General features: G+C 62.5%; 13 protein-coding genes. 11 read left to right on the top strand and 2 right to left on the bottom strand.

Annotation, left to right across the window (positions count from 1 at the left end):
• The first annotated feature begins 149 nt into the window (after nt 1-149).
• The 11 genes from AC1DJO_RS22185 to AC1DJO_RS22135 all read left to right on the top strand — a co-directional run bounded on the left by AC1DJO_RS22185 (nt 150) and on the right by AC1DJO_RS22135 (nt 11,962).
• Complete coding sequence (locus AC1DJO_RS22185) at nt 150-1,361, top strand: alpha/beta hydrolase (protein ID WP_112389975.1); 1,212 nt, start codon at nt 150-152, stop codon at nt 1,359-1,361.
• Between the two features lie 185 nt (nt 1,362-1,546).
• Entirely contained in the window at nt 1,547-3,178 is a 1,632-nt protein-coding gene (locus tag AC1DJO_RS22180) for an arylsulfatase (RefSeq protein WP_112389976.1), read from the top strand.
• 63 nt (nt 3,179-3,241) lie between these two features.
• Nucleotides 3,242-4,219, top strand: coding sequence for an AAA family ATPase (locus AC1DJO_RS22175; RefSeq protein ID WP_112389977.1), 978 nt, complete (start codon nt 3,242-3,244; stop codon nt 4,217-4,219).
• Nucleotides 4,216-5,169 (top strand): DUF58 domain-containing protein, encoded by a 954-nt coding sequence (locus tag AC1DJO_RS22170; RefSeq protein ID WP_112389978.1) that lies wholly within the window; start codon nt 4,216-4,218, stop codon nt 5,167-5,169. Before AC1DJO_RS22175 ends, AC1DJO_RS22170 begins: the two co-directional genes overlap by 4 nt.
• The gene (locus tag AC1DJO_RS22165; protein WP_112389979.1) at nt 5,169-5,681 is read left to right on the top strand and encodes a DUF4381 domain-containing protein; all 513 of its coding nucleotides are present in this window, start codon (nt 5,169-5,171) and stop codon (nt 5,679-5,681) included. The genes AC1DJO_RS22170 and AC1DJO_RS22165 overlap by 1 nt, the downstream gene beginning before the upstream one ends.
• Nucleotides 5,668-6,657: a vWA domain-containing protein gene (locus tag AC1DJO_RS22160; RefSeq protein ID WP_112389980.1), complete on the top strand. Its 990-nt coding sequence runs from the start codon at nt 5,668-5,670 to the stop codon at nt 6,655-6,657. The genes AC1DJO_RS22165 and AC1DJO_RS22160 overlap by 14 nt, the downstream gene beginning before the upstream one ends.
• Nucleotides 6,654-8,207, top strand: a complete 1,554-nt coding sequence (locus AC1DJO_RS22155) for a VWA domain-containing protein (protein ID WP_112389981.1) — start codon at nt 6,654-6,656, stop codon at nt 8,205-8,207. The genes AC1DJO_RS22160 and AC1DJO_RS22155 overlap by 4 nt, the downstream gene beginning before the upstream one ends.
• Nucleotides 8,204-9,529 carry a BatD family protein gene (locus AC1DJO_RS22150; RefSeq protein ID WP_112389982.1) on the top strand — a complete coding sequence of 442 codons (1,326 nt, stop codon included), beginning with the start codon at nt 8,204-8,206 and terminating at the stop codon, nt 9,527-9,529. The genes AC1DJO_RS22155 and AC1DJO_RS22150 overlap by 4 nt, the downstream gene beginning before the upstream one ends.
• 80 nt (nt 9,530-9,609) lie before the next feature.
• On the top strand, nt 9,610-10,563 hold the full coding sequence (locus AC1DJO_RS22145) for a formylglycine-generating enzyme family protein (protein ID WP_112390084.1): 954 nt from the start codon (nt 9,610-9,612) through the stop codon (nt 10,561-10,563).
• A gap of 11 nt (nt 10,564-10,574) precedes the next feature.
• The gene (locus AC1DJO_RS22140; protein ID WP_112389983.1) at nt 10,575-11,585 is read left to right on the top strand and encodes an HAD family hydrolase; all 1,011 of its coding nucleotides are present in this window, start codon (nt 10,575-10,577) and stop codon (nt 11,583-11,585) included.
• A 113-nt stretch (nt 11,586-11,698) separates the two neighbouring features.
• On the top strand, nt 11,699-11,962 hold the full coding sequence (locus AC1DJO_RS22135; RefSeq protein ID WP_162698768.1) for a DUF982 domain-containing protein: 264 nt from the start codon (nt 11,699-11,701) through the stop codon (nt 11,960-11,962).
• Between the two features lie 25 nt (nt 11,963-11,987).
• On the opposite strand, the gene AC1DJO_RS22130 is transcribed toward AC1DJO_RS22135, so the two are convergent.
• Both AC1DJO_RS22130 and AC1DJO_RS22125 read right to left on the bottom strand, forming a co-directional pair.
• Complete coding sequence (locus AC1DJO_RS22130; RefSeq protein ID WP_112389985.1) at nt 11,988-13,727, bottom strand: tetratricopeptide repeat protein; 1,740 nt, start codon at nt 13,725-13,727, stop codon at nt 11,988-11,990.
• A 127-nt stretch (nt 13,728-13,854) separates the two neighbouring features.
• Nucleotides 13,855-14,154 (bottom strand): hypothetical protein, encoded by a 300-nt coding sequence (locus tag AC1DJO_RS22125; RefSeq protein ID WP_112389986.1) that lies wholly within the window; start codon nt 14,152-14,154, stop codon nt 13,855-13,857.
• Between the last annotated feature and the right edge of the window lie 9 nt (nt 14,155-14,163).

Raw genomic sequence — 14,163 nt, 5'->3', positions numbered from 1 at the left:
ACCAACGATAGCGCTGCGAAGAGGGAACATAAGTACGCAACGGTAAACGCCTCTGACCGGACCGTAAATTTACAGCGGTTTACCGTTGCGTACTTACGCGTGCGGGCGCGATGCCTATTGTGCCGACGTTGGGGATCGATGGAGCCGGAATGAAGATATCAGCTGTTTTCGCCATTGTGCTGCTGCTCGCATCCTGCGGACATCCGAGCGGCGTCATGACCCCTGTGGTGCTGACGGCGGCGACGCCGAAGACCGCGCAGGTCGATATGCTCGTTGCCACGACGCGCCAGCCATCCGGCGACCCTGCCACACTTTTCAACGGTGAGCGCAGCCCGAAGCCCTATCTCACCGACATTTCCGTATCGCTTCCGCCTGGCAGGAAATCCGGCGAGGTGCAATGGCCGAAACGCCTGCCGCCGAATCCTGCGACCGACTTCGCGGTGACCCACGTCCAGCCGATCGCGACGGTGCCCGAAGGGCGCGTCTGGTTCAAGCAGCATATCCAAGGCGGCCATGCGCTGGTCTTCATCCACGGCTTCAACAACAAATACGAGGATTCCGTCTTCCGGCTGGCACAGATCGTCCATGACAGCGGCATGCATGCCACGCCGATCCTCTTCACCTGGCCGTCGCGCGCCGAAGTGACGGGCTATGAATACGACAAGGAAAGCACCAATTATTCGCGGACCGCGCTCGAACAGACGCTTCGCGTGCTGGCGCAGGACCCCGAGGTGAAGGACATCACGGTGCTTGCCCACTCCATGGGAACATGGCTGGCGATGGAGTCTCTTCGGCAGATGGGCATTCGCGACGGCCACGTGAACCGCAAGATCCATAATGTCATTCTGGCATCGCCTGATATCGATATTCAGGTCTTCGCCAAGCAATTCGTCGAGATGGGCGAACCGCGGCCGAAGTTCACCATCTTCGTGTCGCAGGACGACCGGGCGCTGGCGCTGTCGAGCTTCATTACCGGGCGTGTTTCACGCCTCGGCGCCATCGACCCGTCCAAGGAGCCGTATAGATCGAAGCTCGCTGAGGCCTCCATCACTGCCATCGACCTCACCCAGGTCAAATCCGGTGACCGGCTCAATCATGGCAAATTCGCCGAGAGCCCGGAGATCGTCCAGCTGATCGGTCAGCGGCTGATGACCGGGCAGACCCTGACGGACTCCAACATCACTCTCGGCCAAGGCGTGGCGGCGGTCGTCGGCGGCACGGTGCGCACGGTCGGAACGGTGGCGGGCACGGCGGTGGCGGCGCCACTGACGATCGTTGAACAACCGGCGCACAGGCCCGCGGACTCGGACGTCGGAGCGACCTTGCGGGAAGACCAGCAATCCAAGCCGCTGACGCAATGAGCCGGCCGGTTTAGTCCAGCATTTACGCTCAGTTACGCCGGGATTTACTGTTACGTACTTCCGCCCGCTACTGAAAGGAACAAGTCTCCTGCGGCGTCGCCTGACGACGATCAGAAGCCGGAGGCGCGGCCGCCCGGCACAAGGGAGACTGCAATGTTGAACGATCCATCAGCGAGGAGAGCGTCATGACGGTATCTCTTCAGAAGAAGCTGTTCTCGGCGGCGGTTGCCGCCGCCATGACGCTGACATCGACGACCTTCCTTTCGCCAGCAAACGCTCAGCAGGCAGCGCCTGCCGCCAGCACGGCTGCGGCCAAGCCCAATATCCTCGTCATCTTTGGCGACGACATCGGCCAAACCAATATCAGCGCATACTCCTTCGGCGTCGTCGGATATAAGACGCCGAATATCGACAGCATCGCGAAAGCGGGCATAATGTTCACGGACTACTATGCCGAAAACAGCTGCACGGCAGGCCGCTCGACATTCATCACCGGGCAGACCTGCCTGCGCACCGGCCTCTGCAAGGTCGGCGCGCCGGGCGCCCCTGTCGGCTTGCAGGCCGGCGACATGACGATCGCCCAGGCGCTGAAGCCGCTCGGCTATGCCACGGGACAGTTCGGCAAGAACCATTTGGGCGACCGCGACGAGTATTTGCCGACCAACCATGGCTTCGACGAGTTTTTCGGCAATCTCTACCATCTCAATGCCGAGGAAGAGCCCGAAGCGCCGTATTGGCCGAAGGATGATCAGGAGTTCCTTAAGGCTTATAATCCGCGTGGCGTCATTAAGGCCTCTGCCGATGGTGAAGTCGAGGATACCGGCGCATTGAACAAGAAGCGCATGGAGACAATCGACGACGAGACGACCGCTGCCGCAATCGATTTCATGGGCCGTCAAGTCAAGCAGAACAAGCCGTTCTTCACGTGGATGAACACCACCCGCATGCATCTCTTCACCCATGTGCGTGAATCCATGCGTGGTCAGAGCGGCATGCCGGGCAACGAATATGGAGATGGCATGGTGGAGCACGACGGCGACGTCGGTAAACTCCTGAAGGCACTCGACGATCTCGGCATCGCCGACAACACCATCGTTGTCTACACCACGGATAACGGGCCTAATCAATTCTCCTGGCCGGATGCGGCGACAACGCCCTTCCGCAGTGAGAAGGATACCAACTGGGAAGGCGCTTTCCGCGTGCCCGCCATGGTGAAATGGCCCGGACACATCCAGCCGGGCCAGATCTCGAACGGCATGATGTCCGGCCTCGACTGGTTCCCGACACTGCTCGCGGCAGCGGGCGATCCCGACGTCAAGAAACGCCTCCTTGATGGCTGGCAGCCACAGGGCAGCACCACGACGTTCAAGAACCATCTCGATGGCTATAACCAGCTGGACTACATCACCGGAAAGTCCGACAAGAGCGCGCGTAGCGACTTCTACTACTTCGACGACGATGGCGATCTGGTCTGCATACGCTACGACGACTGGAAAGTTGTCTTCAAGGAGCAGCCTGCGTCCGGTGGCTTTGCAGTGTGGCGTACGCCTTTGATCACTTGGCGCATTCCCAAGCTGTTCAACCTGCGGATGGACCCGTACGAACGCGCCGATACGGTTTCGGACCAGTATAACGACTGGCTGACTCGCAACGACTATCTGCTGGTCAAAGGCCAGCTGAAAGCCGCCAATTTTCTGGAGACCTTCGTAAAATATCCGCCGAGCCAGCGGGTCGCCAGCTTCAACATCGAGGGCGTCCGCGCCCAGGTGGACAAGGCGATCGACCAGTCCTTCAAGGATCGCGGCATCGAGAAGTAACAACGACGAAGGAGGCGCGCATCTGTGCGCGTCTCCCATTTCCCGTTATTCCTCGAGGGTTTCATGACGGCACGCGACGATATCATTGCGCTCGGCAAACGCATCGGCCAGTCCATCATCGGCCAGGACGCCATGGTCGAACGGCTGCTGCTCGGGCTGCTCGCCAACGGTCATCTGCTCGTCGAGGGGCTGCCAGGGCTTGCCAAGACGCGGGCGATCAAGAGCCTTGCGAAGAACCTCGCCGCCGATCTCTCACGCGTTCAATTTACGCCCGACCTGCTGCCCGCCGATATCACCGGGTCGGAGGTCTACTTCTCCGAAGGCGGAAAGGGCGAATTCAAGTTTCAGCAAGGACCGATTTTCGCCAATCTGATCCTCGCCGACGAAATCAACCGGGCGCCAGCGAAAGTGCAATCCGCCCTGCTCGAGGCCATGGAGGAGCGGCAGGTAACGGTCGGCGGCAAAAGCTATCCTCTGCCCGGCCTCTTCATGGTGATGGCGACGCAGAACCCGATCGAGCAGGAGGGTACCTATCCTCTCCCTGAAGCGCAGCTCGACCGCTTCCTGATGCATGTCGAGGTCGGCTATCCCGACGAAAAGTCGGAAGCGCTGATCATGCAGCTCAACCGGAGCGAAGAGAACGCTGCTCAGACGACAGCCAAACCGCCGGTGGTGGAACGTCTGAGCGAGCAGTCGGTCTTCGATGCCCGCAGGGAAATAGGCGCGGTCACACTGTCCGATCCCGTCGAGAAATATATCGTCGCCCTGGTATTCGCGACCCGTTATCCGGACCGCTACAACAAGGATCTTGCCGCTCTCCTGCAGGTCGGTGTCAGCCCGCGCGGCGGGATCGGCCTAGACAAGGTTTCGCGATCCTACGCCTGGCTCCGGGGCCGTGACTACGTGACGCCCGATGACGTGAAGGCCGTCGTCAACGACGTGTTCCGTCACCGGCTGATCCTCTCGTATGAAGCCCATGCCTCCAACACGCCTGCCGATCAGGTAATCGACCGCATCACCGAACTGGTGGCCGTCTCATGAAACAAGCGCCGTTGGCAAACGATGGTGTTCATATCTCGACCGAGCAGCTTGTCGCACTCGAAGCCCGAGCCCGCGACCTGACCTTCGTGCAGAAAGCCAGAAGCCACCAGCAGATGGCCGGGAGCATGCAATCGGCTCTGCGCGGCCGCGGTCTGATCTTCGAAGAACTGCGCGAATATCTGCCTGGAGACGACATCCGCTCCATCGACTGGCGGGTGACGGCGCGGACATCGCGGCCCGTGGTCAGGATCTACGGCGAAGAGAAGGAGCGGCCCGCCATCCTCGTCGTCGATCAGCGCATCAACATGTTCTTCGGGAGCCGCCGGTCGATGAAATCGGTGACGGCGGCTGAAGCTGCGATGCTCTGCGCCTGGCGCATCCTCGGCTCCGGAGACCGGGTCGGCGGTTTCGTCTTTGGCGATACCGGCATCAGCGAAGTCCGCCCGCATCGCAGTCGCAATGCCGTCATTGCTCTTGCCGATCGCATTGCCGAGAAGAACGCGCGGCTTTCGGCAGCCTATGCGGATGCGCCTGCGTCAACCGCGCTTGACGATGCGTTGCGCCAGACGGCCAGCGTCGCCCGCCACGATCATCTGGTGATCATCGTCAGCGACTTCGATGGCCATGGCGCCATGACACGCGACCTGCTGTTGCAGCTTTCCGCCACCAATGACGTGATATGCCTGCTGATCTACGACCCGTTTCTGCTGGAACTGCCCGATAGCGGCGAGATCGTCGTTAGCGGCGGAGCATTGCAGGCGGAACTCAGCCTTGGCCGCAGCGCCGTTCGCGCCGCCATCGGCAAATTCGCCACCGATCGCGGCAACGAATTGCGTGCCTGGCAGAAAGAACTTGGCCTTCCGATGCTGCCGATTTCCGCGGCGGAAGAAACGGCGCCGCAGCTGCGCAAACTGCTGGAACAATCGGCCTGGCGCCAGCGGAGGCGCTGATGGAACCGGCCGCGAAACTCGATCCGATGACGGAAACGGCGCTGCGCTCGCTGCGCGACATTGCGGTGCCGCCGCCGGTATCCTGGATGCCGCAGACCTGGGGCTGGGCCGTCCTGGCGGCGATCGCATGTGCGCTCGCTCTCGCTTGGGTCATCCTTGCAGCTCTCCGGTACCACCGAAATGCCTACCGCCGAGAGGCTATGCGGCAGCTTGATCAGATCGAAAGCAGCACCGCGAAAGCAAAGCCGGCCCTTGCGCTGCGCGAAATCGCCGAACTTGTGAAGCGCACTGCCCTCGCCGCCTGGCCGCGAAAGGACGTGGCGGCGATCGATGGCGCAGACTGGGTTCAGTTTCTAAGCACGTCGGGAGGTGCCGGTAAGGCGCTGAATGGCGTTCTCGACGATCTTGAATACCGGCCGGATGCGGCGCTTTCTGCCCTTGCACCGGGCACCGTCGAAGATGCGGCTCTCGGCGCCCGCCGCTGGATCGAGAAACATCATGTATCAGCTTGATCTTCCCTGGCTGCTTCTTCTCCTGCCGGTACCGCTACTCGTCTGGTGGCTTCTGCCGCCAAAACGCGAGACCTCGACATCGGTCCGCCTGCCCTTCTTCGACCAGGTCGCGCGGGCAGCCGGCGTGACACCGAGCGAGGGTTCGGTCGTCGCGCGGCGAGGATGGGTGCAGACCGCCGTTCTCGCGCTTGCATGGTGCCTCATCGTCATCGCGCTGGCGCGCCCGCAATATGTCGAGCCCCCGATCGAGAAGAAGGAGCCGCAGCGCGACATCCTGTTGGCACTCGACCTGTCGCAATCGATGGAGGCGAAAGACTTCCGCACGCCACAGGGCGCGCTCGAATCCCGCATCGATGCCGTCCGCCAGGTCGTAGCCAGTTTCATCGGCAAGCGTGGCGGCGACAGGATCGGGCTGATCGCCTTCGGTGATGCGCCCTATCCGCTCGCTCCGTTCACCATGGATCATGCCCTCGTCCGCACGATGGTCGAAGACCTGATGCCAGGGATCGCCGGACCGCGAACGGCGCTGGGCGACTCTCTCGGCCTTGCCATCCGCATGTTCGACAAGACCACGGTGCCGGAGAAGGTCCTGATCCTGCTGACTGACGGCAACGACACGGCAAGCAAGATGCCGCCCCTCAAAGCCGTTGAAGTGGCCAAGGCGAAGAACGTCACGATCCACACGATTGGCATCGGCGACCCTGATGCCACCGGCGAAGACAAGCTCGATCTGGCAACCCTGAAGCAGATCGCCGCCAGCAGCGGCGGCCAGTATTTCTTCGGCGGCAATCAGCAGGAACTCGCGGCCATCTACGACACGCTCGACAGCATGACGCCTGAAGATCAGAAAGTTCTGACCTGGCGGCCGCGCACCGAGCTTTTCCATTGGCCGGCCACAGCCGCAGCCGTCCTGCTCGGCGGCTACTATCTGATCTCCGGCGGCGCGGGGCTGGTCAGGCGGAGGGCGCCCGGATGATCGCCGATTTCCATTTCCTGCGGCCGTGGTGGCTGCTTGCACTGGCTCTGCCCCCTGTGATCGTCTGGCTGGCACATCGCGCCGGAGACAGCAGGGCCCGCTGGAGCGACATGATTGCCCCGCACCTCCTCGACAGCCTGGTCATCGAGCCCGACCGCCGACGTCATCTGCGGCCGGCCTGGATGATCGCGGCTCTGGCCGCGTTGACCATCCTCGCCGGTGCTGGGCCAACCTGGCATCGCGAAGCGCCTCCCTTCGTCTCGGATTCGGCCGCCCTCGTCATCGCTGTCGATCTATCGCCGACGATGGACGCCGTCGATATCACGCCAAGCCGGCTGGAGCGCGCCAAGCTCAAGATCCACGACATCCTGACGGCCCGCGCCGGTGCCCGCACCGCGGTGGTCGCCTATGCCGGGACGGCGCATCTCGTCGTACCGCTGACGGAGGACCAAGCGCTCATCGAAACCTATACCGATGCGCTGGCGACACGCATCATGCCGAAACCCGGCAAGGATACTGCCGCCGCTCTGACGCTGTCTGGCAGCCTGCTTCGCGCGGATGGCAGTCCCGGCACGATCCTGCTGATGACCGACGGCATAGAAGAGACGGCTGCCGGCGCTGCCGGGAAGACCGGCAGCGCCCTGATCGCCCTTGGCATCGGCACCGCCGAAGGCGGTCTGGTCAAGCAGGCGGACGGCAGCTTCCTCACCGCAGTGAGCGGAAGCCGGGTCGTCGCCAAGCTCGACCTCGAGGCGCTCAAGGCGTTTGGAAGTGCATCTGGCGCATCTGTCGCCACTCTCACCGACGACGATGCCGATGTCCGGTGGGTTGGCCAGCATATTCGCACCAGCTTTGCGCAGCAGTCCGCCAGTGAGGGTGATCGCTGGCATGATATGGGCTGGTGGCTGTTGCCGCCTGCAGCCCTGCTGCTCGCCCTCTCCTTCCGGCGCGGATGGGTCGTGAAGGTCGCCGTGATGCTCGCCTTGCTGAAGCTTGCAGCGCCCGCGAGCGCGGAAGCGGCAGGTCTTGCAGATATGTGGCTGACGTCTGATCAGCAGGGCCAGCTCGCGTTCGAACGCGGCGACTTCGCGTCGGCATCGGCACATTTCCAGGACCCCATGTGGAAGGGTACGGCCCTCTACCGCGCCGGACGGTTCCAGGATGCGGTCGATGCCTTTGCTTCTGACGGCAGCGCCGCTAGCTGGTTCAATCAGGGAAATGCGCTGCTGCATCTCGGCAAGCTGGAGGAGGCGGTCGCCGCCTACGGCAAGGCGCTTGAAAAGCGGCCCAATTGGCCGGAAGCGGATGCCGATCTGGCCATCGCTCGACGGCTGCTCAAGCTGAAGCAGGACGAACAGGCTGACCAGCCGCAGGATCCCAGCGAGAAGCCGGATAGCGTCCAGTTCGACGACAAGGGCAAACAGGGCAAGGCCGGGACCGTCGCTGTAGCCGAACAGACTTCGGAAATGTGGATGAAGAACATCGAGGTCAGCCCTGCAGACCTGATGGCCCGGAAATTTGCAATGGAGCTTCAGGAGAAGAAGCCGTGAGATACCTTTGGCTCATCATGCTGATGCTCTGCCCGCTGCAGGCATTCGCAGCCGGGCCTTATGCCAGGGCCTCCGTGGAGGATGACGGCAAGATCGTACCCGGGCAGCAGGTCTATGTGACGGTGGATGTCTTCGTGCCCGATTTCTTCACCTCGCCACCGCAATTCCCGCTGTTCGGCATTCCGGATGCCCTTGTCACATTGCCCGGCGAGCGGTCTCAACACCTGACCGAGACGGCCGACGGAATTCAGTATGCTGGCATTCGCACGCGCTATGCCATCGTTCCGGAGGTGCCGGGCACTTATGCAGTGCCCGCAATCGATATCGAGCTCGGCTACGCGGTCGATGGGAAACCGCTTCGCGTAACGGTGCAAACCAATCCGCTGAGTTTCGAGACCCACGGGAACGCGACCGCGGGAGCAGGTTTTGCCGCCCGGGGCCTGACGATCGCGCAGGCCTTTGACCGGGATCCTGCGGCGCTGAAGGCGGGTGATGCCCTGACGCGCACGATCACCATTACCGCCGGGGATACCCAGGCCATCATGATCCCGCCGGTCGAGGCCGGTGCCGCTCCTGGGCTGACTCAATATGCGAAACCGGCGAAGACGGAAGACGGCATTGCGATCGGCCGCGATACCGCAAGCCGGAGGACCGAAACCCTCGTCTACACGACTACGGCCGAGGGCCGGTTCGCGATACCTCCGATCGACTATTCCTGGTTCGATCTGGACAGTGGCGGGATAACGGTCGCTCGTCTGCCTTCGACTACAGTCCTTGTCGCAGCAGCGCCTGCGAGGACCGGGATTGCGCCCGACGTGCAGGCACCGAGGATGGCTGCTCCCTTCGAACAGCGGCAGCATCTGATGCTTGTTATCCTGCTTGGGCTGGCCGCTGGAGCCGCAGCATGGGCAATGCGACGCCTGCCGCGCGCGCTCGTGCGATATCTGTCGGCTGCCGAACTGCGGTTCAAGACATCGCGCCGCTACCTGCTGCGCGGTCTGCAAAAATCCATCCTGTCCGCAGACCCCGCCGGGGTCTATGCCGCCCTTCAGGCATGGAGCCGTGAGGAAGGCTTTCGCACGTTGCATGATTGGGCGGCAAGCGGTCATCCCGATCTGGCAGATGAGGTCACCGGTCTTGAGAGCACGCTTTATGGAGGCCGCAGCAGCGCGTTCGACCGGCAGCGGCTGGCGCGGCTCGTGACATCGGCCGGCGATCACCGGGCGGGCACACACCCACGGATGGCATTGCCCGCGCTCAACCCGGGCGCGGACACCCTGGCAGCACCGCAAAGGTCAGCATTTACGCTGCACCGGACGTAAATGCGGCGGCATTTACCGTTGCGTACTTACGCCGGGCCAAGCCGCGCGCAAACATGCAGCCAATGAAAGCGGAGGCGATGATGGCTTTGGCATTCGACGGCCTTGCGGCACCAGAGGGCATGACCTGGATTCCCGGCGGAACCTTCACCATGGGTTCCAACGACCACTATCCCGAGGAGGCACCCGCGCACCCGGTCAGGGTCGATGGTTTCTGGATCGACGACACACCGGTGACGAACCGGAAGTTCATGGCATTCGTCAGGGCGACGGGCCATGTGACGATGGCCGAGAAAGCACCTGATCCAAAGGATTATCCGGGCGCCCTTCCGGAGATGCTGCGGCCCGGCTCGCTGCTTTTTGTTCAGCCGAAAGGCGTTAGTGGTCCCGATATCTCGCAGTGGTGGACGTTCAAGTTCGGCGCCGACTGGCGGCGTCCGCTCGGCGGGCTCAGCGATCTGCGCGGCAAGCTAGATCACCCCGTTGTCCACGTCTCCTGGTCTGATGCCAAGGCCTATGCGGACTGGGCCGGGCTCGACCTGCCGACAGAGGCAGAATGGGAATTTGCCGCGCGCGGCGGCCTCGACGACGTGGAATTTGCCTGGGGCGACGAGCTGATGCCCGGCGGAAAACCAATGGCCAACACCTGGCAGGGAACGTTTCCGACGCAATCGAACAAGCGGAAGGGCGAGGAGCGGACCTCGCGCGTGCGGTCCTTTCCGGCAAACGGCTACGGCGTTTACGACATGATCGGCAATGTCTGGGAATGGACTGCAGATTACTGGAGCACACGGCATCCGGAGCCCGCTGCCAAGACCTGCTGCATTCCGAAGAACCCGAGGGGCGGCGAGGCCGAGGCAAGCTATGACCCGCGGCTTCCGGCAATCCGCATAGCCCGGCGAGTCCTCAAGGGCGGGTCGCATCTCTGCGCGCCAAACTACTGCCGGCGCTACCGGCCCGCGGCCCGCCATGCCGAACCCGAGGATACGTCCACCAGCCATGTCGGCTTTCGCTGCATCAAGAGAGTTCACATGTGAGGAGAAGCCGCATGAGCCGCACGCGTCACGCCGATACCACCCTCTTTTCCCTGCTAGCCGCATTCATTCTGACGATCGCCGGCGTTCTGCCTGTTTTCGCGCAGGAGCCACTTGCCTCATGGAATGATACGGCAGCCAAGAACCGCATCATGAGTTTCGTGAAGGCAACGGTGACGGAAGGCGGCGATGGCTACGTCGCGCCGGATGACCGCATCGCGGTGTTCGACAATGACGGCACGCTATGGTCTGAGCAGCCCTATTATATCCAGCTCGGCTTTGCGCTCGACCGCGTGAAGACCCTCGCGCCGCAGCACCCCGAATGGAAAACCAAGGAACCCTTCAAGAGCGTGCTCGATGGCGATTTGAAAGGCATCGCTAAAGGCGGCGAACTCGGCCTCGTCGAGCTTGTGATGGCAACGCATGCCGGCATGACGACAGATCAGTTCAACAAGATCGTTACCGACTGGTTTGCGACCGCGAAGCACCCGAAAACCGGCAAGCTCTATACCGATATGACCTTCCTGCCGATGCGCGAACTTTTGGACTACCTGCGCAGCAATGGTTTTACGACCTACATCGTCTCGGGCGGCGGGGTCGAATTCATGCGGCCGGTCACGGAGAAGCTCTATGGCATACCGCCACAGCAGGTGGTCGGCAGCACCATCTCCACGGAATATGCGATCGTCGGCGACGTGCCTGTCCTCAAGCGGCTTCCGAAGATCGATTTTGTCGATGACGGCGCGGGCAAGCCGGCCGGCATCAACAAGTTCATCGGCCGCAAGCCAATCTTCGTTGCAGGCAATTCGGATGGCGACTACGAGATGATGCGCTGGACGACCGCTGCCAAAGGCCCGGGCTTCGCGATGATCGTCCACCACACCGACGCCGACCGCGAATATGCCTATGACCGGCAATCACCCTTCGGCAAGCTGGACAAGGCGCTCGATGAGGCAGAGCGGCGCAACTGGCTCGTCGTCGATATGAAAGCCGATTGGAAGACAGTCTTTAGATCCGCACCTTAACAATCCGATTGGCCATGCCTTTGCTGTGTGGCCAATCGCCGAATTTTGATCCGGCGACTAATCCGAGTGCTGCATCCTCTCGTAAAGCTTGCTCAGCCGGAGAGGACGAGCCCATGTACAACGCTCCCTGGAAACAGCCGATCGCGATCGAGATGCCGCGGCCACATGGCCTGCAGGTCGTGCGGACCACGCAAGAAGCCGCCGACTGCCTGATCGACAAATGGCCGGAACCGGATTTCGGGCCGGAGCGCGACGAAGCCTTGCGCCTCTGTCTGGAAGTCTACGAAAATGGCGAGGAGCCGGAGAAGGCGCGAGATGCGTTTCTACGCGCAGCGCATGCAGCCGATCTTTTCGTTCATGAACGTGTGTCCAGCTAGCGAACGGCAATGCCGATGGCCCTGCTTAGGGCTTGGCGACACTCGCCACGGCATTCGGATCGACATCGGCGCCCGCCTTCACGAGACCGGCCTCAAGTTCCGCTGCAATGTCCGGTGGAAGGCGCCAGACGGCAACCCTGTCAGCGAAGTTCCGCTCGAAATCAGGATCCTTCCCCCTGATCTCCGCCATGCGCTCGCGAGCCTCCGGTGACTGAAGCTGGCCGAGGGCAGCGGTCCGGAGCGCTGAGACCAGGAAGTCGGTGCAGTTGATCTGCTCGGACAAAAGCGACGCCTCCGAATAGCGCCCGGTCTTGTAGGCATCGAGCGCCAGCACCAGGGTGGCGTCGCGCGGGGCTGCATCGACGCCGTGGCTGGCATCATGCGCCATCGCCACACCTGCGTCCTTGAAACCCGAGAGATAGAGGACAAGCGCCAGCTTTGCCGCCGCATCGCCATTGTTCGGGTTGAGCTCCACCGCACGGTTTCCGGCCCGGACGGCCGCCTCGGTCCGGCCCGCGGCGAACTGCGCCGTCATCAGAGCCACCTGCGCCCTGTCCGATAGCGGCGCCGAGGAGACTGCACCCTTCGCCAGCTCCAGCGCGCGCAATCGGACGGACGGGTCGGACGCGGCACCCCTGCCTGCAAGCAGAATCCGCGCCAGCAGCGCTGTCGCATCCGGGTCGGCGGGAGCTGCAGACAGGCTGCTTTCCAGGCAGTCACGGCTGCGCAACACGCGGTCTGCGCCGCCTTCATCAAGCGCATATTCCGCCCGCAGCACGCAGGCATTGCCAAGGGCATCATCGGGCGTTTCATGGATTTCGATATTGTTGATCACGCCGCGCGTTGCCGCAAAACGCTGCGCCAGCGCGCCCGCCATCTCCTCTCGGACGGCAGCCGGGCTCTTGCCGCTGATATCCACCCGTTCGAGGCCGGAGCGGAGCAGGTCGCCCGTGGCGCTGTCGGCGATCTGCCACCAGACGCTGCGATCATCCGCATCGCCGTAATACTTGATGTCGATCTCGTAATTCCGGCCGGCGCGGCCCGCCGACCGCACGTCGGAATAGCTGGCTTTGGCGACGGTCAGCGTCGTAAACTGGGTCAGCGCGGTCATCAGCGTGTCGCGCGTCTGGCTGGCCTCGCCCTGCATGCGGCCTTCGGCGGCCTCCATCAGGATATAGACGGTCGGCTTTGCCGTCATCGCAGGCTGCCCGGCCAGCAGCTCGAAGCTCGCCGCACCACCAAGCGCCGCGACAATTACCGCGACAGCTGCGGCTCCTCCGAGACGCACCGACCTGCGGGAGCGTACTGCCTGCACCATAGCCTCGGAAATCGTCGCCGCCGGTTCACTTTCGCCGGCTGGCTCGAACCCCGGATGCAGCTCGTCATCCGGCTCGTGCGGCACGAGTGTCGCCGGGAAAAGGGCAATATACATGCCCTTTGGAATATGGATCGTGGCGCCACTGGCGGTGCCGAAGGCCTGATAATAGGCGTCGAGCGCCGATCTCAGACGGCTGATCTCGATGCGCACAATCGGATCGGTCGAGGCGTCGAAACCGCTCGGCCGCCCTAGAACGTCAAGCGCCACCGAATAGGCCTTGACCCCTTCGTCGCAATCGTTGAAGCGGCGCTCCGCCAGATATCTGAGAATGTCTTTCTGACGCTCGGTGACCCGGAAGCGCTGGTCGGCGAGCAGACGCTCGAGTTCGACCTTTGCTTCGTCCTTGGAAACCTCGCAAGCCTTCAAGTCGTGTACTTCAGCATTCATGGCAGCCCCTCGCACACCTTGTCAAAGCTAAAGTAGAACAGAGTAATTTATCGCCGAGATGGCAAGAAGTTGCAAGGCCGAACGCTAATGAAACCGAAACTTGATCGATTTTGACGCGAACCCTGTGTCAGTCCGACACGCCGGAAGGGTGCCCGAGAACATAATGGATCACATCGGATTCGATCTCAGCGCACACGGTTTCGTATTCTTCCCGGAGGGGACATTGCGATCGGGGCCGGTCTTTCGACATCCGTTCCAGGGTGAGGCTGGCCTCTTCGTAGGCCTCGAACAGGTCGGTGATGGACGGTGACGTCGCAGCGAGAATCTGGAGCCTTCCGCGCATCGCAGGCAGCTTCAGCATCAGCCGCCACAGACCCCTCTGGGCGGTTCCGGAACCGTTGACGCCGGTGCCGCTGCTCTTGTCCATCACACCATC

The organism is Rhizobium sp. 05N430 (assembly GCF_056396985.1).
The sequence above is the reverse complement of the archived record's forward strand: the minus strand, read 5'-3'. Positions and strand labels throughout refer to the sequence as shown.

Excerpts from the sequence above, each read along its gene's own strand:
- AC1DJO_RS22185 (WP_112389975.1), top strand. The coding sequence starts at position 150 with ATGAAGATATCAGCTGTTTTCGCCATTGTGCTGCTGCTCGCATCCTGC.
- AC1DJO_RS22180 (WP_112389976.1), top strand. The coding sequence starts at position 1,547 with ATGACGGTATCTCTTCAGAAGAAGCTGTTCTCGGCGGCGGTTGCCGCC.
- AC1DJO_RS22175 (WP_112389977.1), top strand. The coding sequence starts at position 3,242 with ATGACGGCACGCGACGATATCATTGCGCTCGGCAAACGCATCGGCCAG.
- AC1DJO_RS22170 (WP_112389978.1), top strand. The coding sequence starts at position 4,216 with ATGAAACAAGCGCCGTTGGCAAACGATGGTGTTCATATCTCGACCGAG.
- AC1DJO_RS22165 (WP_112389979.1), top strand. The coding sequence starts at position 5,169 with ATGGAACCGGCCGCGAAACTCGATCCGATGACGGAAACGGCGCTGCGC.
- AC1DJO_RS22160 (WP_112389980.1), top strand. The coding sequence starts at position 5,668 with ATGTATCAGCTTGATCTTCCCTGGCTGCTTCTTCTCCTGCCGGTACCG.
- AC1DJO_RS22155 (WP_112389981.1), top strand. The coding sequence starts at position 6,654 with ATGATCGCCGATTTCCATTTCCTGCGGCCGTGGTGGCTGCTTGCACTG.
- AC1DJO_RS22145 (WP_112390084.1), top strand. The coding sequence starts at position 9,610 with ATGGCTTTGGCATTCGACGGCCTTGCGGCACCAGAGGGCATGACCTGG.
- AC1DJO_RS22140 (WP_112389983.1), top strand. The coding sequence starts at position 10,575 with ATGAGCCGCACGCGTCACGCCGATACCACCCTCTTTTCCCTGCTAGCC.
- AC1DJO_RS22135 (WP_162698768.1), top strand. The coding sequence starts at position 11,699 with ATGTACAACGCTCCCTGGAAACAGCCGATCGCGATCGAGATGCCGCGG.
- AC1DJO_RS22130 (WP_112389985.1), bottom strand. The coding sequence starts at position 13,727 with ATGAATGCTGAAGTACACGACTTGAAGGCTTGCGAGGTTTCCAAGGAC.
- AC1DJO_RS22125 (WP_112389986.1), bottom strand. The coding sequence starts at position 14,154 with ATGGACAAGAGCAGCGGCACCGGCGTCAACGGTTCCGGAACCGCCCAG.